The following is a 24,189-nucleotide window of genomic DNA, read 5'->3' as shown; positions in this document are numbered from 1 at the left end:
GCCTCGCGGCCCGGATACGCCGTTGATCCACCCGCCGTCCACCCCATAGGTTCCGGTGCATGACGAACGTGACGAACGTACGGGTCGGTGTCATGTACGACCGCGACTGGGCTCCCGAGGAGTTGCCCGGGTTCGCGCGGCGGGCCGAGGGGCTCGGGGTGGACGACCTGTGGGTGGTCGAGGACCTCGGCTGGACCGGCGGGGTGTCGGCCGCGGCGGTGGCGCTGGGGGCGACCGAGCGGCTGCGGGTGGGCATCGGGATCGCACCGGCGCCGTTGCGCAGTCCGGCGTTGCTGGCGATGGAACTGGCCACGCTGGCCCGGGTGTTCCCGGGGCGGCTGGTGGCCGGGATCGGGCACGGGGTGCGGGAGTGGATGGAGTCGGTCGGCGTCGCCCCCCGCTCGCCGCTGGCTCTCCTGGAGGAGACGATCACCTCCGTGCGCGCGCTGCTGCGCGGCGAGCGGGTCGAACTGGAGGGCCGCGAAGTGCGGCTGGACGGCGTGCGGTTGGTGCATCCGCCGGTCCAGGTGCCGCCGGTGGTGGCGGGCGTGGTCCGTCCCCGCTCGCTCGAACTGTCCGGCCGGGTCGCGGACGGCACCCTGATCGCCGAGGGGCACGGCCCGCGGGACCTGGAGAACACCCGGGCCCTCACCGCCAAGGGCGGGGCCGGCCCCGACCACACGCTGACCGTGCTGTCCTTCGCCTGTGTGGGCGACGACCCCGAGCAGGTCGCGCGGCTCCTGCACCCGCACACCGAGGGCCACGGCGCCTGGCTGGGCCGCCCGCAGGAGGAGGTGTTCACCGTCTCGGGCACCCCCGCGCAGGCCGTCGCCGACATCCGGGCCCTGGCGGACTCCGGCGCCGACACCGTCGTCCTGCGCGTCGTCGGCCCCGAACCCCTGCGCCAGCTCGAAGCCGTGCTGACGGCTTTCGGACGCTGAACGGGTGAACGGGCGGCCCGGACCGGCCATCCGGCGTCCGGCCGGAACTCCGGGCCGCCGTCAGGGCGTTCTGTCGTGGGTGGCGTACGACGACGGGGCCGTGCGTCCATGAGCGGAACAGCGGGGTGAGGCATGGCGCGCCTACTGGTCATCGGCGGCGGGATCGCCGGCACGGCGGCGGCTCTGGCGCTGGACAAGGCGGGGCAGGAGGTCGCCGTGTACGAGGCGCATCCCGACTCCGCCGAGGACATCGGCGCGTTCCTCACCCTCGCGAGCAACGGCCTGCGGGCGCTCGCGCAGCTCGACGCGACCCCCGCGGTCACCGCGATCGGCTTCCCGCTCACCAGCATGCGGCTGCTGGACGCCGCGGGCGGCGAGGTGGCCCGCGCTCCGCTCGGCGAGGCCGACGACCCCCGGCTGCGCTACCGGTGTCTGCGCCGCGGCGAACTCAACGCGGCCCTCCAGACGGAGGCCGCCCGCCGCGGCATCGGTGTCGTCCACGGCGCCCGGCTCGCCTCCGTCGAGAGCGGCCCCGAAGGCGTCACCGCACACTTCACCGACGGCGGCACGGCGACGGGCGACCTGCTGCTCGGCGCCGACGGCCTGAACTCCGCGGTCCGCCGGGCCACCGCCCCCGCCGCACAGCCCCGTTACGCGGGACAGCGGGTCTTCTACGGCTACACCACCCTCGCGCCGGCGGCCGGGGAGGACGAGGCCGCGTGCATCACGATGATCCGCGGCAGCGGGGCCGCCTTCGGCCATACGACGTCACCGGACGGGGAGACGTACTGGTTCGCCCGGGTCTCCGCCGACGCCCCGCTGACCGCCGCCGAGATCGCGCACGCCACCCCCACCCAATGGCGTGACCTGCTCGTTCCGTTGCTGCGCGCGGACGCCACGCCCGCCGCGGACATCGTCGCGGCCACCACGGCCCCCGTCCTGGTCACCAACGCGAGCGAGATGCCGGCCGGAACGCCCTGGCGCTCCGGTGGGACCCTGCTCATCGGCGACGCGGCGCACGCCGCGTCCCCCGCGACCGGCCAGGGCGCCTCCATGGCCCTGGAGGACGCGGTGATCCTCGCCAAGTGCCTGCGCGACACCCCGGACACCGAGTCCGCGCTCGCCCACTACGAGGCGCTCCGCCGCCCCCGCGTGGAACACAACACGACCGTCAGCGGCAACATCTCCCGCGGCGTCCACACCCCACCGCCCCGCGCCCCCGGGAACCCGCCGCCGGCCCGGCCCGACGAGGAGATCACCCGCCAACTGGAGTGGACCACCGCCCTGCGCTGACCGGCACGGACCCCGAACTCCCGCCCCCGAACTCCCGCCGCCGCACCGCGACTTGCCGCAGGGTCCGATCCTGCGCTCGCTACGATCCTCGGCGTGTGCGCAAACATCATGGTCGCCGAAGACGACGCGAAGCAGGCAGAACTGGTGCGTCGTTACCTCGAACACGAGGGACACGCGGTCACGGTCGTCGAGGACGGCCGTGCGGCTCTCGAGGAGGTCCGGCACCGGGAACCCGATCTGCTCGTCCTCGATGTGATGATGCCCCGGGCCGACGGCCTCGACGTGGTGCGGATCCTGCGCGCCGAGGACCGGGAGGTACCGGTCCTGATGCTGACGGCCCGCAGCACGGAGGACGATCTCCTGCTCGGGCTGGATCTCGGCGCCGACGACTACATGACCAAGCCGTTCAGCCCCCGTGAGCTGGTGGCCCGGGTCCGCACGCTGCTGCGCCGCAACCGGCGCCCCGCAGCCCCCTCGCCCGCCGCCGACCCCACGCCCACGCCCGGCAACGCGCCGGCGCCCGCCCCCGCCGAGGCCGAGAGCGACGACGCCCTGACGGTCGGCACGCTCCGGGTCGATCCGGCCCGGCACGAGGTGTCGGTCGGCGGGGCGCCGGTCGTGTGCACTCCCGGCGAGTTCCGCATCCTCGCCGCGATGGCGGCGGAACCCGACCGGGTGTTCACCAGGCAGCGGCTCCTGGCGGAGCTGCACGGCTTCGACAAGTACATCAGCGGCCGCACCGTCGATGTGCACGTCATGCATCTGCGCAAGAAGATCGAGCGGGCCCCGCGGCGGCCGGTCCGGCTGCTCACCGTCTTCGGCGTCGGCTACAAGCTGACCGACCCGGCCAAGGGAGCACGCCGTGCGTCGTCGTGACGAGCGGGCAGGGCGGACGGGGCCGGCAGGGCGGACCCGGCTGCCGCTCCGCAAGAGCCTGCTCGGCCGCCTGCTCACCGTGTCGGCGCTGGTGGCCTTCTGCTCGGTCGCCGCCACCGCCTGGCTCGCCGTGCAGACGACCTCCGTCGCGATCCGTCAGGAACAGGGGCGCAACCTCAGCACCGACGCGAGGATCTACGACACCCTGCTGGGCTACGCGGCCGGCCATGCCGACTGGGCGGGCGTCGACGGCGCCGTACGGGACCTGGCCCGGGAGGCCGGACGCCGGATCGTGCTGACCACCGAGGACCGGCAGCCGCTCTTCGACTCCGCCGCCGGCGCCTCGCCCGCCGCCGAGCTGCCCACGCAGGCTTCGGCGGTCGTCGACCCGCTGTCGGTCGACACCGTGCTGGTGCCCGACGCCGTTCCGGTCGGCACGGACCGCGTCGATCCACGGGCCGTCGGACCGTTCCTGCTGCCCGCGAAGGAACGAGCGGTCCTGCGCAGGGCCACCGCCCGCAGCACGGAGTGCCTCGCGGGGATGGGGATCGCCGCGGACGTCGTCGACAGCCCCAGTGGGCGGCCCTGGCTCCGGTTCGTGAGCGACGGCGCCGACCGCGACAGCGAGCTGAAGTGTCTGTACGCCGGTGGCGCCGAGACCACCGCGACCGAGGAGAAGGCCCTGCGGGCGCTGGAGCAGCTCGCCGACGCCTGTCTGAAGCGACAGGGCCGCACGGGCGTGAAACTGAACCTGGATCTGTCCTGGGACCGGGGATACGGGCAGGAAGGCGCGGATGTCGGCTCGTCGGCGCCCGTCCCCGTGCCCGACACCGGCATCGCCAAGAAAGAGGTGATAGCGCGGCGCACGGCCGAGGAGAAGGCGGACGCGGCGGGCGTTCCGTCCGACGGCGCGGACCGGGCCCGCGACAGCGGCTACGACCGGGCCGTGGCCGCCTGTGTCGGCAGCGCCCGTCGTGAACAGCTCACGGCCTATGTCGCCGCGCCCGCCCTGCTGTTCATCGACGGACCCGGCGCCGTCAGCGTGCCCGGCTTCGACCTCTCACCGGCCAACACGGCGCGCATCGCCGGGGTCACGGCCCTCGTCCTCGCCCTCACCGTCGGCGCCTCGGTGATCGCCGGGACCCGGCTGGTACGCCCGCTGCACGCGCTCACCGGCGCCGCCCAGCGGATGCGGGACGGCCTGGACTCGGCTCCCGTCCCGGTCGGCGCGGACAACGAGATCGGACGGCTTGCGCTGGCCTTCAACGACATGGCCGCGCACCGGACCCGGCTCGAGGAGGCGCGCAAGGTGATGGTCAGCGACGTCGCCCACGAACTGCGCACCCCGCTGAGCAACATCCGTGGCTGGCTGGAGGCCGCGCACGACGGTCTGGCCGAGCCGGACCCGGCGTTCGTCTCCTCGCTCCTCGACGAGGCGGTGCAGCTCCAGCACCTCATCAACGACCTCCAGGACCTGGGGGCGGCCGAGGCGGGCGCGCTGCGGCTGCACCTGGAGCCGGTGACCGTCGACGACCTGCTCGGCCATGTCGCCGCGGCGCACCAGGGGCCGGCCGAGACCGCCGGTGTGACCCTGAAGGTCGCCACGGCGTCCGACGCCCCTCCCCCGCCGCCGGTCGAGGCCGACCCGGTCCGGCTGCGCCAGGCCGTCAGCAACCTGCTCTCCAACGCGGTACGCCACACCCCGCCCGGCGGCCGGGTGACGCTGCGTTCGTACGTCACGAAGGCCGGGGACGAGGTGGCGGTGGAGGTGTCCGACACCGGCAGCGGCATCCCGGCGGGCGATGTCCCGCATGTGTTCGACCGTTTCTGGCGGGCGGAGAAGTCCCGCAACCGCAGCACCGGCGGCAGCGGCCTCGGGCTGGCGATCGTGCTCAAGCTGGCCGAGGCGCACGGGGGCACGGCGACCGTGACGAGCACCGAGGGACAGGGCTCCGTGTTCACCCTGCGGTTGCCGGCCATGCCCGACGGGAACGCCGAACGGCCGAGGCCCGACGAGGAGACCGCCGTCCGCCCTTGATGCGACGACCTCGATGCGACGACCTCGACGCAATGACCGATGCGACAACCCTGATGGGACGACCCTGATGCGATGACGACGACGCTCTGACAGCTTCTTCACAAGTGACGGCAAGTCTTCGGTCATGCCCGCGGCCACCGAGGCCGGGCTGGAACTGGAGTCATACATGTCCCGCCGCCGTCCCATCCTGCGTCTCGCCCTGCTGACCGCCCTCGCGGGCGGCGCGCTGCTCGCCCCCGCCACCGCGGCCGTCGCCGACGACCCGTCCCCGGCGGCGTCCGCGCCGACGGACCGCGCGGACTCGGCCGTGGCCAAGAGGAAGGCCGAAGCCGACAAGGCGGCCAAGGCGAAGGAGGAAGCGGTGGCCGCGGCCAGGAAGGCCGAGGCCGCCAAGCAGCTGCCGAGGGGCGGCGTCGACGCGGGCGAGGCCCCGGCCGCCGGCAGCGCCTCCGGCACCGCCGCTCTCGTCGGTTCCGCCGCCGGCGCCCTGCTGCTCGCGGGCGCGGGCACCTTCGTCGTACGCCGCCGCGCCGCCGGCCGCCCCACCGACTGACCCCGCAGCCCACCCGACTGGCACACCATGGCGCCGCCCCGCACGGGCGGCGCCATCGCCTATCGGCGCACGCCCTCACGCACCTCCGCGTATCGCGCGGACCACCGCTCACCTCCGCGTATCGGCGCACGCCTTCACGCACCTCCGCGTATCGCCGCGGACCACCGCTCACCCCCGAGGGCGGCCTCGCGCCTCCGCTCACCCCCGAGGGCGTCCGCGTGTCGCCGCGCGCATGCACGCACCCACCCTGCTTGGAGCCCGTCATGTCCCCCGCACACCGTCCGGTACGGCGCCGCGCCACCCTGCTGATCCCGATCCCGGTCCCGGTCCCGGTCCCGGCCGCCGCCCGTCTCGTCCGCCTCGCCCTCGTCGTACCCGTGGCGCTGGCCGTGCTCACCGGCTGCTCGGCCGCTCCCGAGAAGGCCGCCGCCGCGGCCACCCCGGCTTCCTCCGCCACGACCGCGGGCGCCCCCGCGTCCGGCGGCGCGCCGCAGAAGACCGAGCAGGCCCCGGCCCCCGCCGAGGTGAGCATCCCCTCGCTCGGGATCACCAGTTCCCTGATGGAGCTCGGCCTCGACACGGACGGCACCGTCGAGGTCCCGCCGGCCGACCAGGGCATGACCGCCGGCTGGTACACCGGCGGTGCCGTGCCCGGTGAGCCCGGTGCCGCCGTCATCATCGGCCACAACGACACCCGGTTCGGCAAGGCCGTCTTCCACGACCTCGCCAAGATCGTCAAGGGCGCGGACATCACCGTCACCGACGCACAGGGGGATGCGGCGCACTTCTCCGTCACCGGCACCGAGAGCGTCAGCAAGAGCTCCTTCCCCACCGAGAAGGTGTACGGCCCGACGGGGGACCGCGCCCTGCGGCTGATCACCTGCGACGGCGACTTCGACGCCGAGGGACACCCGGTGAACAACCTCATCGTCTACGCGACGCGGGACTGACCCACGCGCCGGAACCGCCCGGCGGGGCGCCCCGCTCAGCTCTCGCGCAGGCGGGTCGCCAGGGCGGCCAGGGTCTGGGCGGTGTCGGTCAGGGACTGGACGGCCGCCTCCAGGTCCGCGGCCAGGAGGGGCGCCGGGATGGCGAGGGGCGCCGGTACGGGTGCGGGCGTGGGGACCGGCGTACCGCGATAGCCGATCGGGCCCTCGTTGTAACGCTGGTAATAGCCGGTGAACGCCCGGCCGGTGGGGCCTTCCACGAAGCGGACCCGGGCGAGCTGGGTCTCGTCCGCGCCGGAGTTGTCGGTGATGTCGAGGCGGTAGTAGCGGTAGCCCGGGGCAGGGGCACGGAGGCGGAACTCCCTGGTCTCGAAGCGGCCGCTGAAGGTCTCCTCGGCGCGGGAGTCCACGCGCGTCCAGGTACGGCCGTCGTGCGAGCCGTCGAGGGTCCAGTCGCGCGGATCGCGATCGGGGCAGTCGTTCGCCGACATCAGCGTGTAGGAGGTGACGACGGCGGAGCGGGCGAGGGTGAAGTGGAGCTGGGCGGTGTCGTCGTGCACCAGCCACTTGGTCCGGCTGCCGGTCAGCAGGTTGTCCGCCGTCTCGCCGCCTTGCGCGAACTCGTCGCTCGCCTCGACGTCGGTCACCCGGACGTCGGTGGTTCCGGCTTCGCCGGACACGGCCTGGAGCATGGCCACGCCGGAGTTGCCTCGCTGATCCCGCCAGGTCACCCGCTCCACGGCGGCCCCGCCGTCGTCCACCAGCAACCGCAGTTCGTGCGAGCTGTGCCAGTCACCGCCGTATCCCTCCTCCGTGCGGAAGCGGTGCAGCCCGGACGCCGACGTCTCCTCGATACCCTCCGGGAAGGCCCAGTCGCCGGTGAGGCGGCCGCGGTACTCGTAGGCCGTACCGTCGGCGCTGCGGTGGCAGCCGTGGAAGTCGGACATGTTCGACTGGAAGCTGATGGCCGATTCGGCCCCGTCCTCCCCTCGCCAGCCGAGCTGCGCGGGCAGCGAGTGCTCGTCCCGGTCGAGGTGGAACACCAGCCGCGGTGCCGCTTCCCAGGGCGTGGCCGAGGCCGCGTGGGCGGCGCGGAGTTCCGTCCGGAAGGCGAAGACCGAGTTCCGGGCGGCCTGTGCCGCCAGCCCGCGCTCCGAGCGGCCCCGCTCGTCGATGGAGTCCAGGGTGATCCGGTAGAGGTGGAGCATGCTGCGCGCCTCGGCCGACGCCCGTATCTCCAGGGTGTTGGTCCCCGGCTTCAGCAGGAGGGCCGGCACCGCGAACACGTTGTCCTGCGGAAGGTCTCCGCCGCCGGGCACGGTGAGGTCTTCGGCCAGCGACTCGCCCTGGAGCAGTACGTCGATCGGGGCGTGGCCGGGGGCGGAGCCGAGCCTGGAGACCAGGGCCGTGACGGTGAGCGTCGCCTCGGGGATGTCCTCCGGGTCCGCCACCTCGAAGTCCAGCGTCACCGTTCCGCCCGCGTTCAGCGTCAGGTGGGATCCGCCGAACTCGGCCCGGTCATGCGTGACCACGGCGTTGGACAGCCGGGCCGGGTCGACGGAGAAGTCGGCGAAGGTGGCCTTCATGCTCATGGCGCTCAGCTCCTGATAGACAGTCAACAACGCTGCCACCAAAGGGAGGTGACGCGTTTCATGGGGACCCTAGCGCCCCGCTCTGACAATCCCGGTCACCCGAGTCGCCGCCCTCGCACCGCGATTCACGTCGTCCGTCGGCGGCGTCCCGGGTCGCGGGCGCGCCGGCGGTGACGGGATGGAGTGACGTACGGCGAAGGCGACTCACCACGCGGAGTGGATGACCGTGGCGGCCCCCCACTCCGCACCCGGTTCGCCACCCAGTTCCCCACCGGCTCCGCACCCGCTCCACACCGGCTCCGCGCCGGTCGGCGCGCGTCGTGCGCTGGTACGATCGCCGGAAAATCCCGGGTTCGTGTTGACGGTCGACGTCGTGACCGCCCACAATCGTGACATGGATGTGACCGGTCACACGAGCCCCGCCAGTCCCCCGGGTCCCGGCCCGGAACCGCGCAAGGCCGCCAGTATCCGGGATGTCGCTCGGGCTGCGGGCGTCTCCTACCAGACCGTCTCGAGGGTCATCAACAGCCACCCGAACGTCCGCGAGGAGACCCGCAAGCGGGTCGAGGCGGCCGTCGAGGCGCTGGGCTTCCGACGCAACGCCACCGCGTTCGCGCTGGCCGGCGGCGTCAACCGGTCGGTCACCGTACTGACGTCGAACACCACCCTCTACGGATACGCGGCCACCCTCCAGGGCCTGGAGGAAGCGGCCCGCGCCGCGGGTTACTCGCTGGGCGTGAAGCTGCTGACGCCCGAGGACGACCTGGACCGCACCATCTCCTCGGCGGCGGACGACGGCGGCGGACTGATGGTCATCGGCTTCGACCGGCTCGGCGCCTCGGCCCTGGACCGGGTCCCGGAGAACGTGCCGTGCGCCGCGGTCGTCGAAGCGCCCTCACACGGCCGGACCCCTCCCCGTCCGGCCGTGTGGGCCGACGACCGTGAAGCGGCCCGCGCCGCCACCGCGCATCTGCTGGAGCTCGGGCACCGGACCGTGCACTACGTCGCGATCCCGACGTCGGTGGGCACCCGGCACTCGGAAGGACCGCGTGCGCAGGGCTGGCGCGCGGCCCTGGAAACGGCCGGCGTCACCCCGCCCGAACCCCACGGCGGCAAGGGCTGGGACGCGCAGGTCGGCTACGACGAGGGACGGCAACTCGCCCACGACCCGGGCGTCACGGCGATCCTCTGCGGCAACGACGACCTGGCGCTGGGCGTGCTGCGCGCCCTGCACCACGCCGGCCGGGCGGTGCCGGGAGACGTCAGCGTCATCGGCTTCGACGACGCCCCGCACTCGGGGTTCCTCACCCCCTCCCTCACGACCATCCGGATGGACTTCCAGGGACTGGGCCGCGACGCCTTCGCCCTCCTGCGCAGCCAGTTGGAGAACGACTGCCGGCCCCCCGCTCCGACCTTCGTCGGCACCGATCTGATCGTCCGCGAGAGCACGGGCCGCACCGACGCGTGACACCGGGCGGCGAGACGACCGTGAAACCGGCCTGACCGGCGACGCCGACGAGACACAGGCCCGCTCCGGCGCCCCGGGGAACGGCGATCCGCGGGACGGCGGTCCGGGGAACGGCGGTCCGGGGGGCGGCGGTCCGCCCGGTCCGGGGGGGCCGCCCCAGCCTCCGTTTCTGCGAGTCTCTTGCTATTGCAAGTAATATGCAACAGGCTTGGCGGGTCCTTACCGCCTGCCTGTGACGTGGAGTCTCGCCATGCCCCGCCTGATGCCGGACACCGGACCGCAGCGCGTCCTCGTGATCTCGAACTTCGTCTACACCGTCGGCAGCGGCCTGTATCTGACCGCTGGGGTGCTGTACTTCACGGAGGCGGTCCACCTTCCGGCAAGCCAGGTGGGGCTCGGTCTCGGCATCGCCGGTCTCGCCGCTCTGGCCCTGGGTGTCGCGGTCGGTCATCTGGCGGACAGATACGGAGCACGCGGCGTCTACGCCACCACCCTCGTCGTCCAGGCACTGGCCACAGCCGGCTTCGTACTGGCGGACAGCTTCTGGCCGTTCGTTCTCGTGGTCACCGTGGCCGCCGGGGCCAAGGCGGCCGGTACGGCCGCGCGCAGTCCACTCATCAGGCACTACGGAGGCGACCGGCCGCAGGAGTTCCGCGCCTATCTCCGCGCGGTGACCAACGTCGGCATCTCCCTCGGCGCCGTGGGAGCGGGGGCGGTCGTCCAGGTCGGCACGCTCACCGCCTATCAGCTCATGGTCGTCGGCAACGCGATCGCCTTCCTGGTCTCCGCGGCGCTCCTCACCTCCCTGCCGCCGGTCGCGCCCCTCGCCCCCACCGGCGGTCCTCGCCGGATCGCTCTCAGAGACCGCCCCTACCTGCTGATCACCGCACTCGACGGGGTCATGGCCATCCAGTTCAAGGTGCTCACCGTGGCCATCCCGCTCTGGCTGGTCGGTGCCACTACGGCCCCGCACTGGCTCATCTCGGGCACCATGCTCACCGGCACCGTCATCGTCGTCGCGTTCCAGGTGCGAGCGAGCCGCAGCGTCGTCTCCCCCACGGCCGGCGGCCACGCCTACCGTCGGGCAGGCGTGGCCTTCCTCCTCTCGTGTTCGCTGATCTCCCTGTCCGCCGGCATACCCGCATGGGCCGCCGCGACGGTGCTCCTCACCGCGGTGGTGATCCACACCGTCGGCGAGCTGTGGCACTCCGCCGCCGGCTTCGAGGTGTCCTTCGCTCTCGCCCCACGGCACGCCACCGGCCAGTACCTCGGAGTGTTCGGCCTGGGCGCCGGACTGGCCGAGGCCCTCGGACCGGCACTGCTCATCGCGCTGTGCATCGGCTGGGGCCGGCCCGGGTGGTGTGTCGTGGGAGCCCTGTTCGCGCTGACGGGCCTGGCGGCACCGCTCGCCGTCCGCTCGGCCCAACGCCACCAGCCTGCCGGACGGACGCGGACCCACTCCGTGGAAGCGGCGCCGGCGGCTCAGCGCACGAGGTGACGGGCCTGGTCCTACCGGTGGTTACGCAGGCGGGCGCGCAGGAGATTGGGGTCGGTGGCCGTGGTGTAGGCGGCGCTGAGTACGTACACCTCGTTGCCGCGCAGCGCGACGGACGTGGGGTTCTGGAGTCCGTCGGCCGCGTCCAGAACGGTGGTGCCGGTGCCGTCGGGCCGGATGCGCACGACCGTGTTGGGGCCGTTGAGGGCGGCGAGGATCTCGTCTCCGCGGCCGGTGAAGGTGAAATCGTCGATACCGACCAGGCCCGTCGCCTTGACCTGCGGTGCTCCCGCCCGGTTTCCCGAACGGATCGGAATGCGCAGGACGGTGCCCCGGTCCAGGTTGGTCACCCACAGCGCGCCGCGGTGCACCTTCACGCCGTTGGCTCCGAGGAAGCCGGTCGAGGCGAGTTCGGGGGCGGTGGACCACGCGGTGGGCGCGCCGCCGGTGACGGGGACGGTCCATACGGTGCCGAGTACCGAGTCGGTGATGTAGAGCTGTTCGCTGCGCTCGTCCAGAGCCAGCCCGTTGGGCAGACCGCCCGCGGGCAGTGCGGCGATGCGCTGTGGCGGCTGCCCGGGGCGCAGCCGCCACAACCCCGTCAGGTCGGCCGTGCCGGTCGCGTACAGCACGTACACGGTGCCGTCCGAGGTGTGGACGATGCCGGTGGCCAGGGGGAAGCCGAGGACCGGTGTGTCCACTCCGCCGTCGGCGGGTGCAGGCAGCGTCGCCAGGACGCGCGTCGCGCCCCGGGGAGAGACCTGGGCCACCTGGCGGCTGGCGGCGAAGGTGACGTCCGCCGTGCCGTCGGGCAGCAGGGTGATGTTCTCCGGCATCTGCCCCGCGGACAGGTCGAAGTGGGTGGCGACCCGCACGGCCGTCACGGGTCCTGTGTCGGTCGTCGCGTCGGCGGGCACAGCCGCCGTGAGGGCGGCTGCGGCCACCACGACTGCCGACATGATCAGTTTGATGCTTCGCTCGGACATGGGTTCCTTCGCTGTTTTCGGGCATGCGGCAGCCGCGGTGCGGTGCCGTGGGCGAGAGCCGCTTCGGGGGCGGCCGTGATCGTGATGCCGACCGGCGGGCGCGGGAGCGCTACGGGTGCGGACGTTTCCCGGCCGGGCGGTCCGCGAGAGGGACGGCCCGGCCGCGGGACGCTCCGGCGCCGGCGGATACGCGCGCGCCGGACGGCCCCGGGCGACGAGGGGCTCGGGTCAGGGGGTGCGGGTCGCGGCGCCGGGGCGCGGCTGGGTCGATTTCCGCGGGGCGGTGGTGTGGGCGAGCAGGGTCAAGGCCGTCGCGGACGCGGAGCCGGGGGCGGCCGTGGCCACCACCAGGGACGGTCCGGATCCTTGCGGGCTCTGCAATGTCTGCTGGGTGACCGCCAGCGTCCCGACCAGCGGGTGGCGCATCTCGTAGTCGGCGACATCGCAGGCCAGGATCCGGTGATCGGCCCACATCGTGGCGAACTCCGTGCTGTGCATGGTCAGTTCACCGATCAGTCCGGCAAGCAGTGGATCGTTCGGGAAGCGGCCGGCCGTCAGGCGCAGGTTGCCCACCACGGCCCGGGCCTTGGCGGGCCAGTCGGTGTACAGGTCACGGGTGTGCGCGTCGAGGAACACCAGCCTGGCCATGTTCGGCCGTCGGCCCGGGTCGTCGGGACTGTCCCGATCGAGATGGCCCGCGAACAGCCCGTGACCCGGCCTGTTCCAGGCCAGGACATCGCTGCGGCGGCCGAGGACGACGGCGGGTGTGCCCTCGACGGCCGCGAGCAGGGCGCTCATCGCCGGGGTGACGCGTTCGACGGGCGGCCTGCCGACCGCCCTGGACCTTCTCGGCGCACGGGCCAGGGTGTGCAGATGGGCGCGCTCGGACTCGTCGAGTCGCAGGGCGCTCGCCACGGCGTCGAGCACCTCGCGCGAGGCGTTGCGCGACTGGCCCTGCTCCAGGCGGGTGTAGTAGGGCGCGCTGATGCCCGCGAGCATCGCGAGCTCCTCCCGCCGCAGCCCGGGCACCCGGCGCCGTTCGCCGTAGGTCTCCAACCCGACGTCCTGGGGACGCAGTTGGCTTCGGCGTGCCTGGAGGAAGTCGGCGAGGTGCCCGTGCTCGTTCATGGAACCGAGTATGCGCACCGCCGACCATCCGTGCCTCACCCCGCCGGGGTAGGGATCGGCAGGGTCTGGCTCGGCCCGGCCCCGGTCTCCAGGATGGGCCGCGTTCCTCTTCATCGCTTCCGGGAGAATCCATGAGCGCCACCGCATCCGACCCCCGACACGCCCTGGCCGGGCTCGACCCGGCCCCCTTCACCTTCACTCGGCGGTGCTGGGTCGACGCGACGCCGGACTCCGTCTACGACCTCATCAGCGACGTGTCACTGATCGAGACGTGGAGTCCGAGCGCCGGCGGGGTGAGCTACGCGCCCGGCGACGGTCCGTGGGTCGGCGCCCGGTTCAGCGGCCGTAACCGCCGGGACGGGCGCGAATGGGTCACCCACTCCGAGGTGGTGCGGGCCGATCCGGGCACCGCGTTCGCCTTCGTCGTCGGCGGCGCCGACCACGGCATCGTGCGCTGGGACTGGAACTTCCACGAGCAGGGCCGGGGCAGCATCGTCCAGCAGTCCTGGCAGTTGCTGCGCCTGGATCCGGTCCTGGGCGACACCCTCCAGGACGTCCATTCGTTGCGGGACCACATGGCCGCCAGCGCGGAGTCCACCCTGCTCGCCCTGGCGGAGTGGATCGCCGACACCAAGAGCGTCACGTGGGCTGTGCCCCGGAACGGACCTCGCACGTGAACTCCACGGTGGCCGGGTTTCCCCGACCGGGACGCGAGGTGCAAGCTGGAATGGAGGCCGCCTCGCGGTCTCGTCACTCCGAGTGAGCTCCCTGGGGCTCGGCAGGAGGGAAGCGAGATGACAGAGCAGGTCACCACCGGTACGCGTTGGCGCCTGGCCGGTGATTGGTTCGATGTGTGCAACTGCGCCATACCGTGCCCTTGCACGTTCGCACAGCCCCCGACGTACGGCGACTGCGAAGGCGTGCTGGTCTGGCACATACGGGAAGGAAGCTTCGGCGACGTGCGGCTCGACGATCTCAACGTCCTGATGCTCGGCTCGTTCGTCGGCAACGTCTGGGCCGGCACGCACACCGACGCGTACGCCGCGGTCTTCCTCGACGAGCGCGCCGACGAGCGGCAGCGCGGTGCACTCGGGGCCATCTTCGGCGGTGAGGCGGGCGGATGGCCCGCACAGTTCGGAGCGATGCTCCACCCTGAGATGCGCGGCATGGACATCGCCCCCATCCACGTGGAGATCGACGAGGACCTCGCGACCTGGCGAGCCGAGATCCCGGGCCGGGTCACGGCCGCCGCTGAGGCACTCACCGGTCCGACGTCCGCGGACGGCGCACGAGTCCAGGTTCACAACGCCCCGGGCGCCGAGGTCGGGCCTGGCCAGGTCGCCACCTGGGGACGGGCCACCGTCGACCGCGCCGAGGCGTTCGGCTTCTCGTGGGAACGCTCGGGAAAGTCGAGCAAACACTTCCCCTTCGACTGGAGCGGTCCCGACTGACGAGCTGGGCGGCCGGGCGGGAGCGCACGGTCACCGGGGACCAGGTGAGTCACATGCCGCCCATCGACGGCATCGCCCCCCGCAACCCCGGCAGCAGCCAGTCCTGGAACGGCGCGAGCACGGCCAGCACGAGGAACGCGATGCCCACCACCCGGGCGAGTAGCGGGCCACGGGGCCACAGCTTCTCCACGAAGATCACCACGGCCAGTCCGGCCATCGCCGCCACGTTCATCACGCCGAGCGGGATCAGGACGACCATCAGTCCCGCGCAGCAGCCGACACAGTAGGCGCCGTGATGGACGCCGACCCGAAGGTCGCGGGCCGGCTGCCGGAACCCGGCGTAGCGCACCAGCTGGCTCATGGGGTCGCGGCAGTGCCGCAGACATACGTACTTGAGGGGGCCGAGCTGATACAGGCCCGCGAGCAGGAAGGCCACCGCGCCGATCCAGCGGCCGACGGTCGGGTGGTCGTCCACCAGTCCGCCGGTAAGGGTCAGGGCGGCGTAGGCGAGCAGGCCGAAGGCGGTCCACACCAGCAGGTACCCGCCCACGAACTCGACAATGCGCACGGTCCGCGGCCAGCCGGAGGACTGCCGGCCGATCCCCCGCACCCATGTGATGGCCACCGGCGCCATGGACGGCAGCATCATGGCCGCCATCATCGTCACCCACAGCAGCAGGAACAGCGGCAGCGCCATCCCCATCGTGCCGGGCTCGACCCCTATCTCCCGGGCCTGCCCGATCGTCAGCGCCCAGGCCGGCACCGCGATCAGGACGACCAGGAACCAGGCGGCCGCGAGGTCCCGCGCCGGCAGCAACCCTCCGCCGGCTCCGGTCGGCGCGGGCGACCGGGCGGATACGAAGGTGGAAATCCGGCTGTGACGCATCGGCGTGTACTCCTGCGGAGACTTCCAGGACAGCACGCATCCTTGTGGGGCGCGACCTCGCGCGGCCCTGGCCCATCGAGCACGGGCCGCTCCCTTCGGCAGGGCCTGTACACACGGTGGTGCCGGCGGTGGAGGCCGATCACACCTGCCCGGAAGCCGAGGACAAGGGCTGCTGCCGACAGGTGGTTCTGAACGGCTGTCATCTCAGCTGATCCCCCAGGCCGGGGAGGTTGCCCTGCGTCCGGATGCACGAATCCGCCGGTGGTGACGACCCCGCCCAGCGCGGGGACCATCGCGTCCGCCCCGCCCGTCAGCGCGAGCGCGGCGAGGAGTCGTGCACCGCGAGACAGCTCCGCTTCCAGGTCAGTCGTTACCCGCATCCGCATCCGGCGCCGCGTCAGCGGCCGGACCGGCGCGGAGCATGGCCCGGTAGAGGGCGTCGTGCTCGGGTGAGGCGGGCAGGGGGCCGCGGGCGGGGGCCTCGTAGGACTGGACGAACAGGGCGACGACGCGGCGCCAGGCGTCGGGGGCGGCGTCGCCGGTGGCCTGGACGACACCGGCGTTGGCCATGTGCAGCAGCGGGGTCGGGGTCCTCCAGGGCGACGGCGACGGCATCGGCGTAGGCGGCCATGCGGCATGTCCTTGCTGCTGGCCGGCAAGGGTATGGCGCTGGGCCGCCTCGACCTGTCCCAGACCGCCGTCCAGTGGCAGGACCTCTGCCGCCTTCCACCGGCGGACCATATACAAAAGATCTTGTATCTTGGTATACTCCAGTTGATATACACAGGAGGGCACCCATGAGTCGTACCGTGATCGACCTCGACGACGAGGCCTTGGAAGAAGCGGCCAAGGAACTCGGCACCACCACCAAGCGCGAGACCATCAACACCGCGCTGCGGGAAGTCACGGCCCGTTATAGGCGTCTGCGCGCGCTCGACGAAGCCCGCGAGCTGGCGACCGACGGCGCGCTGGACATGGACCTTCTCCTGGACAAGAGCAAGTACCGGCCCACGAGCACAGCTGACGCCGCCTCCGACACCGGAGCGCATGAGTGACCGTCGCCGATTACCTCATCGACACCTCCGCGCTCGCCCGAGTCCTGCTCCGCCAGAACACGACCGACTGGGATGACAGAATCGGCGCCGGCCTCGTCGCGATCTGCGACCTCACCGAACTCGAGGTCCTTCACTCAGCCCGTTCGGCCGCAGACCGTACGCGTGTGAAGGCGGCGCTCGACGCCCACTACGTCTGGTGCCCCATGCCGGACGGCGTCTACCGCCGCTCCCGCGTCGTCCAGGAACAGCTGACCGCCAAGGGTGAGCACCGCAGCGCGGGCCCCGTCGACCTCCTAGTGGCTGCCGCCGCCGAGGAAGCGGGGCTCACACTGCTCCACTGCGACCGCGACTTCGACACCATCGCCCGCACCACGGGACAGCCGGTCCGCACGATCGACCTCAGGCAGTAGGGCCTCCACAGCCGCACAGTCGGCGATGAGGAACGGGGGTGGCCCGTGGCAACGGCCTGTCGAGGACTCAGCCGAAGCCCGAGCGCCCGAGCCACGGGAATGATCGGCCAACCGGAGAACTCACCATGGTGACGCCCACCCCCAGGCCAACGCCGCGCCGACTGAGCGCACCCATGTACTGCGAGACCAGGTCCCGCACCTGGGCGTAGGTCAGTCGCCGGTCGCCCGCGACGAACGCCTCCGACGAGCTGTGCCGCGTCAGCGACGGGCCGATGAGGTCGCTCAGCGTCGCACCGGCCGAGGCCGCCGATGCCGGCGAGGAGCTCTGGGTGATGGCGGAGGGAGTCACCCTTCCAGCGTGGGCTCCCACACCATTGGGCTGCCACCGATGTTCCGCCAGGAACTACGGCTACCCCGCCAACCTCTCACCCATGGGAGCTGCGGGAGGACCGAGCCGACGAGCGATAGCCCCCCGGTGTCTGACCGACCAGCTCGGTGAAGGCGTCGATGAAGCTGCTGGGGTTCGACCAGCCCAGCCGGATCGCCGTGTCGGTGACCGAGGCGCCGTCGCTGAGCTCGATCAACGCCCGTTGAATGCGCAGCAGGGTGCGCCACTGACGGAAGCTCATCGACAGCTCGCTGCCGAACAGTCGGCTCAGGGTGCGTTCGCCGGCGCCCGTGCGGTGGCCCAGCTCGGCCAGGGTCGCCGGGCTTGCCGGGTCCATGTGAAGCAGGTCGGTGACCGCCTTGAGACGCCGGTCGATCGGCTCCGGGAGGCGCAGCGGCTCCTGTGCGGCGCGGGCGAGCTCGGCGAGTACGACGTCGATCAGCAGCCGCGCACGGGGGCTCTCCAGCGGCTCGCCCTCGCTCATCAGCGCCAGATAGGCCTCGCGCAGCAACGCGCTCGCCACGAAGACCGACGGCTCGGCCGGCAGCTGTCCGGTCAGCGTCACGGGCAGCGACAGCACCCGGATGTCCGTCTCGCCGTACGCCTTGCTGCTGTGCACCGCGAAGGGCGGCACCCACATGATCCGACTGGCCGGCGCCACCCAGGTGCCCACCTGGGTCGCTGTGACCAGGGCCCCACGCGCGGCGTAGCGGAGCTGGCCGTAGTCGTGGAAGTGCGCGGCCACGTCGGCACCATGGGCCAGCGGCGCCGACAACGGCGCATCGTCGGTGCAGAAGCTCGGCTCGCCGCTGGGGTCGGACACGCGATCGAGGCTACCCGACACTGGCGGGTTATCGGGAGAACCTGGCGCGATACCGGTGGTGAGCCTGGCACCGCAGACACATCGTGGAGACATGTCACAACAGATCAAGCTCGAGGACGCCGCGCCCTCGTCGTCCTCCCCCCACCGCCGAGGTCAACACCGGACTCGTGCTCACCTCGCTCACGCCCTGAGTGAAGGGTGGCAGCGATGAGCACACAGACGACCGGCACGATCGCAGTCTTCGGCGCGACGGGGCAACAGGGCGGGGCGGTGGTCGACGCGCTGCTGGACCACAAGGCCACGGTGCGGGCCCTGGTCCGCAACCCGCAATCCGACCGGGCTCAGGCGCTGGCCGCCCGCGGCGTCGAGCTGGCGGCCATCCGGACCGACGACCCGGCGTCACTGGCCGCCGCGCTGACGGCGGTCGAGGCGTTCTCCTTCATGACCCCGGAAGCGAACAACCTCGAAGAGGTCGAGACGGAGATCCGCATCGGCACCGCGCTCGTCGACGCGGCGGTCGCGGCACGCGTCCCGCACGTCGTGTTCAACTCGGTCTTCGGCGCGGACCGGGAGCGGGGTGTGCCGCACCACGACTCGAAGCACTGGATCGAGGAGCACCTGAGGAAGTCCGGCCTGCGGGCCGCGATGGTTCGCCCGGCCCCCTTCATGGAGGTGATGGCACCGAGCCTGGAGCACGGAGAGATCGTGCTGAGGCTGCCGATGCCGGAGGACGTCGCCCTGAAGATGATCTCGGTCAGGGACGTTGGCCGGGTCGCCGCCGCGCTCCTGCTCGACACCGCGGAGGCGCCCGGCGGAGCCGTCGAGCTCGTCGGCGACGAGCTGACGGGCCCTCAGATCGCCGCGGCGTTCGGCGCGCGCGCCGGGCTCCCGGCACGTTACGAGGCCCTCCCGTTGAGCGTGCTTCCCAGCGACCTCGACAGGGCGATGTTCCGCCAGTTCGCGAAGGCGGCGGAACACCCGGCGGATCTTGCGGTGGTGCGGGCGATCGAGCCGGCCACCCTCGACCTGGCCGAGTGGATCCGATCCACCGGCTGGACCGCGCCCACAAACGTGGCTGGTTCCTGAGCCTCCGAGCCGGAACTAGTCGAAGTGCCGGTGCGGCCGCCACCGGTCCCGGCCAAGTTGATCTTTCACCTAGAGCGACGAGCACTGGAGCAGGACATGAAGGCGATCACCTACACCGAGTTCGGCGGCCCGGAAGTCCTCCGCCTCGAAGAGGTCGACGAGCCGCACGCCGGACCCGGGCAGGTGCGGCTGAAGGTCGTGGCGGCAGGGGTCAACCCGCTCGACTCCAAGATCCGCAACGGGTGGAGGCCGCAAATCGCCCCGCCGTTCCCGGTGATCCCCGGCGTGGAGGCGGCCGGCGTCGTCGACGAGGTCGGCGAAGGCGTGACCGGCGTCGCGGTGGGTGACGAGGTCCTGGGCTGGACCGTCACCGGCACATACGCCGAGCACGCGCTGGCCGTCGACTTCGGCCCGAAGCCCGCGGACCTCGACTGGGACCTCGCCGCGGCACTGCCCGTCGCCGTCGAGACCTCGGTCCGCGTGCTCGACGCCCTCGGCGTCGGGGAAGGCGACACGCTCCTGCTGCACGGAGCCGCGGGTGTGGCCGGCGCCGTCGGTGTTCAGCTCGCGGTCACCCGCGGCGCCACGGTCATCGGCACCGCCTCCCCCGGCAACCACGACTACCTGCGCTCACTGGGCGCGATCCCGGTCGCCTACGGCGCCGGCCTCGCCGACCGGGTCCGCGAGGCCGCACCGCAGGGCATCGACGCCGTGTACGACGCCGCGGGGGCAGGCGACCTGGAGGTGTCGATCGACCTGCGCGGCGGCACCGACCGGATCATCACCATCGCCGATCCGAAGGCCGCCGAGCTGGGCGTCACCTTCTCCGGCCCCGGCGCCCCGTTCGGTTCCCGCCTCGGCGAGTACGCCCGCCTCGCAGCCGACGGCAAGCTCACGGTGCGCATCGCGCAGAGCCTTCTGCTGGAGGACGCCGCGAAGGCGCAGGAGCTGAGCGCGAGCGGTCACGCCACCGGGAAGCTCATCCTGCGGCCGTAGCTCAGCGCCCGGCCGGCTGGGAGGCACGACGGCAGCGCACCGGCCAGTCGCCACGGTCCTGGCGAACCCGGCCGGCTCGTCCGCCTCGACCGGTCCTGCCTGCCGCACGGCCTCGAACGGGACACGCCGCCCGCTGTAGTGCTCCTCCACATGCGCGACCAACGCCGGTAGCAGCGGCTGGCGTTGCCTGACCCGGTCGGCGGTGCGTTCGTTGATCCGGCGCGGCCCAGCGCGCCCACCGCTGGGGTTCCTCCAATGCCCAGCTCTGGATGTCCATGTAGAACGCGCGGACCGGCAGCAGCACGCCGGTACCGCCGTCGACCCGTGGTTTGCCGTCCTTGCGCAGCCGGATGGCCTCGCGCCAACCAGAACTCGCCCGCGATCGCCCTGGCCAGCCCTTCGCGGGTGACGTAGTCGGTGTCACCTTCCCGGCGCACGATGACCGAGGGCCTGAACGCGATCTCTGACCTGCTGCTATTTACGCGTCAGAGGCACGGATGGTGGGGCGGGTGGGACTCGAACCCACGGGTGGCGGATTACGAGTGGGCGGTTCGTGATTCTTTGAGGGGTTCTGGCGTCGCCTGATGGTGTGAGCCACCAGGGCAATGAGGGGCCGGCGAGGACGGCGCCGGGGCCGCGTTCGAGGTCGTGATGATCGGCCTGCGCCACCAGCAGACGTCTTCCATGGCATGGCACCGCTCGCCGGCCTTCAACCTCCGGTTCGTCGCGTCTGCGGCGGCCGGCAAACAGCCGATGATCACGGCCTCCCCCGGGCCCGGCGTCAACATCCGCACCACGGCGCTGAGCGACGGCGGCATGACAGCCGCATGGCTCAGCAGACAGGCCAGGCTGTTTTCTGTTCGGGCAGTTTCCGCCCTGGCGCGCACCAGCTCCTCACGCCCTGCTCCGACGCGATCGAGCTCCCCGGAGTTGAGTCCGAACCCGGTCAGCACGGAACTCCTCGGGCGGCCGGCCAGAGCCCACGGGGACTGGTCAGCAGACCTCACCGAAACCCTGCGTCCCCAACACGTCCCCAAAATCACGAAAACGAAGCCGAGGAGACGCTGCCAGCTCGTGACGTTGCTGAGGCACAAGTCCTGATCATCAGCATTGCCGCAGGTCAGCGCGATGTCTGCTCAGCGAGGGAGCGAGAGCCTCGCCCCGTTCCGAAGTCGCGAGCAGCGGATTCAGTCCGTTGAGCGAAAGTTGACGCTCCGACACCTCACGAGGAACGTTTCCGCAGGTCACAGCACTGCGCAGGTGGGGCGGGTGGGACTCGAACCCACGGCCGACGGATTATGAGTCCGCTGCTCTAACCGGCTGAGCTACCGCCCCATCGCGGCGTGTCGCGTACATGTGTGCGCGCCGTCTGCCGCAGCATAGCCGCTCATACGATCTCACGCTCCGGCTGGTCGACCTTGCACGACCATGAGGACAGCACCCCTGGCCTGCACGGTTCCCGCCGACATGAAAAAGGACCCCCACGGGGCCCTCGATCACGATGCTCCCCCGACTGGACTCGAACCAGTAACCTGCCGGTTAACAGCCGGCTGCTCTGCCAATTGAGCTACAGGGGATCGAAGCTCCCCCGACTGGACTCGAACCAGTAACCTGCCGGTTAACAGCCGGCTGCTCTGCCAATTGAGCTACAGGGGAACGCCTCGTTTTGCATCGAACGTGCTCACCTGGGTATTCGCCAGAAGGCGCTCGCTCGCTGCGACACATACATTAGCGCAAGCAGGGGGGTGCTCCGCCAATCGGTTCCCCCTGCGCCGATGCCGCGCCAGGGACTACGCAAGGAGAGGATGGCCGTCATGCGCTACAAGCTCACGTTCGTCGTCGGGCTGGCTCTGGGTTACGTACTGGGCACGCGTGCCGGGCGCGAGCGCTACGAGCAGTTGAAGAAGTCCGCGCGGCAGGTCGCCCAGAACCCCGCCGTGCGCAACACCGCCGAGACCGCCGCCCAGCAGGGCCGCCAGTACGCGGGCAAGGCGTACCACGCGGTGAGTGACAAGGTCGGCGACCGGATGCCGGAATCGGTGGCGGGCCGGGTGCGGTCCCTGCGCGACCGCAACAGCAACGGCGCGGGTGGGGACGACTGGGGCACCAGCAACACCTAGCGGCACCTTCGAGGCACTGGGAGGGCCGTCCCGGGGCCGCGGGGATGTGACATATGCGGCTCCGTCGCGGGGGCCCCACCAGCGACAACGCCCCGCGTTCGGCGGCAGCGAGGCACCCCTGCGGTCTCCGCGGCCCAACCCGAGCGGCGCGTGCGGCAGAATTTTCGCCATGGGGATAGTCGCCGGGTTGGACAGTTCACCCGAATTCACTCGTATCGTCGTCTGCGACGCGGACACCGGAGCCGTGCTCCGGCAGGGGTATGCGCCGCATCCGATGGAAGGCGCGGAGAGTGCGGGAGGGCGGCCCTCCGATGTCGATCCGCAGGCCTGGCTGCTGTCCCTGGGCGAGGCGGCGGGCGGCGGGCTGCTCGAGGGCGTGCAGGCCATCGGCGTGTCCTCGCAGCAGAACGCCGTCGTGCCGCTGGACGCGCAGGGCAACACCGTGCGGCCGGCGATGGTCGGCGGGGACAAGCGGGCGCAGGTCGCGGCGGCCGATCTGATCGACGCGATCGGCGGGCGCGAGGCGTGGGCGCAGGCGGTGGGATGCGTCCCGCAGGCCGCCCAGCCGGTGACCAAGCTGCGCTGGCTGGCGAAGAACGAACCGGAGGCGGCCGCCCGGACCGCCGTGCTGCTCCAGGCCCACGACTGGCTGGTGTGGCAGCTCCTCGGCCGGCCCGGGCGCAGGACCACCGATCGCGGCGGGGCCTCCGGGACCGGATACTGGTCCGCCGCCACCGGCGGTTATCGGCCAGATCTCGTCGAGCTGGCGCTCGGTCACCAGGCCATGCTTCCCGAGGTGATCGGACCGTCCGACGCGGCCGGTACGACGCCGGAGGGGTTGCTGATCTCGGCCGGGACCGGCGAGACCATGGCGGCGGCCCTGGGGCTGGGAATCGGGCACGGGGACGCGGTCGTCTCCCTCGGCGCCTCCGGGTCAGTGATGGCCGTGCACCACGAGGCGCTGATCGACCAGAGCGGGATGATCACCTCGCTGGCCGACGCGACGGGCATGCACCTGCCGGTCGTCACCACCCTGAACGCCGTACGGACCCTGCGCGGGGCCGCCGAGCTGATCGGGGCTCCCGATCTGGAGGCGCTGTCGGACCTGGCGATGAAGTCGACGCCGGGGGCGCACGGGCTGGTCATGCTGCCCTATCTGGAGGGCGAGCGGACGCCGAACCTGCCGCACACGGCCGGGACGCTGGCGGGCCTGCGCCGCGAGTCGATGAAGCCCGAGCACTTCGCGCGAGCCGCCTTCGAGGGCATGCTGTGCGGGCTCGCGGACGCGCTCGACGTGCTGCGCGGCCGGGGCGTGGACGTACGGCGCATCTTCCTGCTGGGGGCGGCGGCCGAGCTGTCGGCCGTGCAGGCGGCGGCGCCCGCGCTGTTCGGTGCGCAGGTCGTCGTGCCGCAGCCGGCGGACTACGCGGCGATCGGGGCGGCCCGGCAGGCCGCGTGGGCGCTCGGAGCGTCGCAGGGCACCCACGACCCGCGGACCCCACCGGCCTGGCAGGGAGCGGCCGCGCAGGTCCTGGACCCGGGCGAGGAGCTGGCCGTCGGGCAGGCGGTGCGGCAGCAGTACGTGTCGGTGCGGGAGCAGACCCACCCGGGAGCGTTCCGCGCATAGGCGCAGAGGGGTTCGCGGACGGGAGCGACG

General features: G+C 72.2%; 24 protein-coding genes and 3 tRNA genes. 16 read left to right on the top strand and 11 right to left on the bottom strand.

What is annotated here, in order from left to right:
- The first annotated feature begins 68 nt into the window (after positions 1-68).
- The 6 genes from ACIRPU_RS02830 to ACIRPU_RS02805 all read left to right on the top strand — a co-directional run bounded on the left by ACIRPU_RS02830 (position 69) and on the right by ACIRPU_RS02805 (position 6,651).
- Positions 69-941 carry an LLM class flavin-dependent oxidoreductase gene (locus tag ACIRPU_RS02830; protein ID WP_403861585.1) on the top strand — a complete coding sequence of 291 codons (873 nt, stop codon included), beginning with the start codon at positions 69-71 and terminating at the stop codon, positions 939-941.
- 132 nt (positions 942-1,073) lie between these two features.
- Positions 1,074-2,234 carry an FAD-dependent oxidoreductase gene (locus ACIRPU_RS02825; RefSeq protein ID WP_403860732.1) on the top strand — a complete coding sequence of 387 codons (1,161 nt, stop codon included), beginning with the start codon at positions 1,074-1,076 and terminating at the stop codon, positions 2,232-2,234.
- A gap of 108 nt (positions 2,235-2,342) precedes the next feature.
- The gene (locus tag ACIRPU_RS02820; protein ID WP_403861582.1) at positions 2,343-3,110 is read left to right on the top strand and encodes a response regulator transcription factor; all 768 of its coding nucleotides are present in this window, start codon (positions 2,343-2,345) and stop codon (positions 3,108-3,110) included.
- On the top strand, positions 3,097-5,148 hold the full coding sequence (locus tag ACIRPU_RS02815) for a sensor histidine kinase (protein ID WP_403860729.1): 2,052 nt from the start codon (positions 3,097-3,099) through the stop codon (positions 5,146-5,148). The genes ACIRPU_RS02820 and ACIRPU_RS02815 overlap by 14 nt, the downstream gene beginning before the upstream one ends.
- Positions 5,149-5,272: 124 nt before the next feature.
- Entirely contained in the window at positions 5,273-5,701 is a 429-nt protein-coding gene (locus tag ACIRPU_RS02810; RefSeq protein ID WP_403860726.1) for a sortase-dependent protein, read from the top strand.
- Between the two features lie 263 nt (positions 5,702-5,964).
- A complete protein-coding gene (locus ACIRPU_RS02805) occupies positions 5,965-6,651 on the top strand; it encodes a class F sortase (protein WP_403860723.1) in 687 nt (228 codons plus the stop codon).
- Positions 6,652-6,686: 35 nt separating this feature from the next.
- Here the strand turns inward: ACIRPU_RS02805 and ACIRPU_RS02800 are convergent, their stop codons facing one another.
- Positions 6,687-8,240, bottom strand: coding sequence for a discoidin domain-containing protein (locus ACIRPU_RS02800; protein ID WP_403860720.1), 1,554 nt, complete (start codon positions 8,238-8,240; stop codon positions 6,687-6,689).
- 394 nt (positions 8,241-8,634) lie between these two features.
- Here ACIRPU_RS02800 and ACIRPU_RS02795 point away from each other — a divergent pair, with 394 nt between their 5' ends.
- Both ACIRPU_RS02795 and ACIRPU_RS02790 read left to right on the top strand, forming a co-directional pair.
- Entirely contained in the window at positions 8,635-9,708 is a 1,074-nt protein-coding gene (locus tag ACIRPU_RS02795) for a LacI family DNA-binding transcriptional regulator (protein WP_403860717.1), read from the top strand.
- A gap of 250 nt (positions 9,709-9,958) precedes the next feature.
- The gene (locus ACIRPU_RS02790; RefSeq protein WP_403860714.1) at positions 9,959-11,206 is read left to right on the top strand and encodes an MFS transporter; all 1,248 of its coding nucleotides are present in this window, start codon (positions 9,959-9,961) and stop codon (positions 11,204-11,206) included.
- Between the two features lie 11 nt (positions 11,207-11,217).
- On the opposite strand, the gene ACIRPU_RS02785 is transcribed toward ACIRPU_RS02790, so the two are convergent.
- Complete coding sequence (locus tag ACIRPU_RS02785; RefSeq protein WP_403860711.1) at positions 11,218-12,189, bottom strand: hypothetical protein; 972 nt, start codon at positions 12,187-12,189, stop codon at positions 11,218-11,220.
- 228 nt (positions 12,190-12,417) lie between these two features.
- Positions 12,418-13,317 (bottom strand): helix-turn-helix domain-containing protein, encoded by a 900-nt coding sequence (locus ACIRPU_RS02780; protein WP_403860708.1) that lies wholly within the window; start codon positions 13,315-13,317, stop codon positions 12,418-12,420.
- 131 nt (positions 13,318-13,448) lie between these two features.
- Between ACIRPU_RS02780 and ACIRPU_RS02775 the strand changes: the two genes are divergently transcribed.
- Positions 13,449-13,994 carry an SRPBCC family protein gene (locus ACIRPU_RS02775; RefSeq protein ID WP_403860705.1) on the top strand — a complete coding sequence of 182 codons (546 nt, stop codon included), beginning with the start codon at positions 13,449-13,451 and terminating at the stop codon, positions 13,992-13,994.
- 117 nt (positions 13,995-14,111) lie between these two features.
- Positions 14,112-14,768: a DUF1326 domain-containing protein gene (locus ACIRPU_RS02770; protein ID WP_403860702.1), complete on the top strand. Its 657-nt coding sequence runs from the start codon at positions 14,112-14,114 to the stop codon at positions 14,766-14,768.
- 49 nt (positions 14,769-14,817) lie between these two features.
- Here the strand turns inward: ACIRPU_RS02770 and ACIRPU_RS02765 are convergent, their stop codons facing one another.
- Positions 14,818-15,654, bottom strand: coding sequence for a DUF2182 domain-containing protein (locus tag ACIRPU_RS02765; protein ID WP_403860699.1), 837 nt, complete (start codon positions 15,652-15,654; stop codon positions 14,818-14,820).
- Between the two features lie 363 nt (positions 15,655-16,017).
- Entirely contained in the window at positions 16,018-16,269 is a 252-nt protein-coding gene (locus tag ACIRPU_RS02760) for a hypothetical protein (RefSeq protein WP_403860696.1), read from the bottom strand.
- 182 nt (positions 16,270-16,451) lie between these two features.
- On the opposite strand from ACIRPU_RS02760, the gene ACIRPU_RS02755 reads away from it, so the two are divergent.
- Both ACIRPU_RS02755 and ACIRPU_RS02750 read left to right on the top strand, forming a co-directional pair.
- Positions 16,452-16,709 (top strand): type II toxin-antitoxin system VapB family antitoxin, encoded by a 258-nt coding sequence (locus tag ACIRPU_RS02755; RefSeq protein WP_403860693.1) that lies wholly within the window; start codon positions 16,452-16,454, stop codon positions 16,707-16,709.
- Positions 16,706-17,119, top strand: a complete 414-nt coding sequence (locus tag ACIRPU_RS02750) for a PIN domain nuclease (protein ID WP_403860690.1) — start codon at positions 16,706-16,708, stop codon at positions 17,117-17,119. The genes ACIRPU_RS02755 and ACIRPU_RS02750 overlap by 4 nt, the downstream gene beginning before the upstream one ends.
- Positions 17,120-17,186: 67 nt before the next feature.
- On the opposite strand, the gene ACIRPU_RS02745 is transcribed toward ACIRPU_RS02750, so the two are convergent.
- A complete protein-coding gene (locus ACIRPU_RS02745) occupies positions 17,187-17,468 on the bottom strand; it encodes a hypothetical protein (protein ID WP_403860687.1) in 282 nt (93 codons plus the stop codon).
- A gap of 76 nt (positions 17,469-17,544) precedes the next feature.
- Positions 17,545-18,330, bottom strand: coding sequence for an AraC family transcriptional regulator (locus ACIRPU_RS02740; protein ID WP_398659633.1), 786 nt, complete (start codon positions 18,328-18,330; stop codon positions 17,545-17,547).
- 207 nt (positions 18,331-18,537) lie between these two features.
- On the opposite strand from ACIRPU_RS02740, the gene ACIRPU_RS02735 reads away from it, so the two are divergent.
- Positions 18,538-19,416, top strand: a complete 879-nt coding sequence (locus tag ACIRPU_RS02735) for an NmrA/HSCARG family protein (RefSeq protein WP_403860684.1) — start codon at positions 18,538-18,540, stop codon at positions 19,414-19,416.
- Between the two features lie 96 nt (positions 19,417-19,512).
- Entirely contained in the window at positions 19,513-20,412 is a 900-nt protein-coding gene (locus tag ACIRPU_RS02730) for an NADP-dependent oxidoreductase (RefSeq protein WP_403860681.1), read from the top strand.
- A gap of 536 nt (positions 20,413-20,948) precedes the next feature.
- On the opposite strand, the gene ACIRPU_RS02725 is transcribed toward ACIRPU_RS02730, so the two are convergent.
- From ACIRPU_RS02725 to ACIRPU_RS02710, 4 genes are all read right to left on the bottom strand, one after another.
- Positions 20,949-21,365, bottom strand: coding sequence for a hypothetical protein (locus ACIRPU_RS02725; RefSeq protein ID WP_403860678.1), 417 nt, complete (start codon positions 21,363-21,365; stop codon positions 20,949-20,951).
- A 308-nt stretch (positions 21,366-21,673) separates the two neighbouring features.
- A tRNA-Ile gene (locus ACIRPU_RS02720) sits at positions 21,674-21,747 on the bottom strand.
- Positions 21,748-21,916: 169 nt separating this feature from the next.
- A tRNA-Asn gene (locus ACIRPU_RS02715) sits at positions 21,917-21,989 on the bottom strand.
- 6 nt (positions 21,990-21,995) lie between these two features.
- Positions 21,996-22,068 (bottom strand) — tRNA-Asn (locus tag ACIRPU_RS02710).
- 158 nt (positions 22,069-22,226) lie between these two features.
- Between ACIRPU_RS02710 and ACIRPU_RS02705 the strand changes: the two genes are divergently transcribed.
- Both ACIRPU_RS02705 and ACIRPU_RS02700 read left to right on the top strand, forming a co-directional pair.
- Positions 22,227-22,532 carry a YtxH domain-containing protein gene (locus tag ACIRPU_RS02705; RefSeq protein WP_171397095.1) on the top strand — a complete coding sequence of 102 codons (306 nt, stop codon included), beginning with the start codon at positions 22,227-22,229 and terminating at the stop codon, positions 22,530-22,532.
- 169 nt (positions 22,533-22,701) lie between these two features.
- Positions 22,702-24,159: an FGGY family carbohydrate kinase gene (locus ACIRPU_RS02700; RefSeq protein ID WP_403860675.1), complete on the top strand. Its 1,458-nt coding sequence runs from the start codon at positions 22,702-22,704 to the stop codon at positions 24,157-24,159.
- Positions 24,160-24,189 lie beyond the last annotated feature (30 nt).

Source organism: Streptomyces sp. NPDC102259, assembly GCF_044766465.1.
GTDB lineage: Bacteria > Actinomycetota > Actinomycetes > Streptomycetales > Streptomycetaceae > Streptomyces.
This window is presented reverse-complemented; position numbering and strand designations above follow the sequence as displayed.

Bases quoted from the DNA above. Each gene is read 5' to 3' on its own strand.
- ACIRPU_RS02755 (WP_403860693.1), top strand. From the start codon at position 16,452: ATGAGTCGTACCGTGATCGACCTCGACGACGAGGCCTTGGAAGAAGCG.
- ACIRPU_RS02765 (WP_403860699.1), bottom strand. From the start codon at position 15,654: ATGCGTCACAGCCGGATTTCCACCTTCGTATCCGCCCGGTCGCCCGCG.
- ACIRPU_RS02705 (WP_171397095.1), top strand. From the start codon at position 22,227: ATGCGCTACAAGCTCACGTTCGTCGTCGGGCTGGCTCTGGGTTACGTA.
- ACIRPU_RS02760 (WP_403860696.1), bottom strand. From the start codon at position 16,269: ATGCCGTCGCCGTCGCCCTGGAGGACCCCGACCCCGCTGCTGCACATG.
- ACIRPU_RS02800 (WP_403860720.1), bottom strand. From the start codon at position 8,240: ATGAGCATGAAGGCCACCTTCGCCGACTTCTCCGTCGACCCGGCCCGG.
- ACIRPU_RS02775 (WP_403860705.1), top strand. From the start codon at position 13,449: ATGAGCGCCACCGCATCCGACCCCCGACACGCCCTGGCCGGGCTCGAC.
- ACIRPU_RS02735 (WP_403860684.1), top strand. From the start codon at position 18,538: ATGAGCACACAGACGACCGGCACGATCGCAGTCTTCGGCGCGACGGGG.
- ACIRPU_RS02825 (WP_403860732.1), top strand. From the start codon at position 1,074: ATGGCGCGCCTACTGGTCATCGGCGGCGGGATCGCCGGCACGGCGGCG.
- ACIRPU_RS02730 (WP_403860681.1), top strand. From the start codon at position 19,513: ATGAAGGCGATCACCTACACCGAGTTCGGCGGCCCGGAAGTCCTCCGC.
- ACIRPU_RS02700 (WP_403860675.1), top strand. From the start codon at position 22,702: ATGGGGATAGTCGCCGGGTTGGACAGTTCACCCGAATTCACTCGTATC.
- ACIRPU_RS02805 (WP_403860723.1), top strand. From the start codon at position 5,965: ATGTCCCCCGCACACCGTCCGGTACGGCGCCGCGCCACCCTGCTGATC.
- ACIRPU_RS02785 (WP_403860711.1), bottom strand. From the start codon at position 12,189: ATGTCCGAGCGAAGCATCAAACTGATCATGTCGGCAGTCGTGGTGGCC.
- ACIRPU_RS02780 (WP_403860708.1), bottom strand. From the start codon at position 13,317: ATGAACGAGCACGGGCACCTCGCCGACTTCCTCCAGGCACGCCGAAGC.
- ACIRPU_RS02790 (WP_403860714.1), top strand. From the start codon at position 9,959: ATGCCCCGCCTGATGCCGGACACCGGACCGCAGCGCGTCCTCGTGATC.
- ACIRPU_RS02810 (WP_403860726.1), top strand. From the start codon at position 5,273: ATGCCCGCGGCCACCGAGGCCGGGCTGGAACTGGAGTCATACATGTCC.
- ACIRPU_RS02820 (WP_403861582.1), top strand. From the start codon at position 2,343: ATGGTCGCCGAAGACGACGCGAAGCAGGCAGAACTGGTGCGTCGTTAC.
- ACIRPU_RS02795 (WP_403860717.1), top strand. From the start codon at position 8,635: ATGGATGTGACCGGTCACACGAGCCCCGCCAGTCCCCCGGGTCCCGGC.
- ACIRPU_RS02770 (WP_403860702.1), top strand. From the start codon at position 14,112: ATGACAGAGCAGGTCACCACCGGTACGCGTTGGCGCCTGGCCGGTGAT.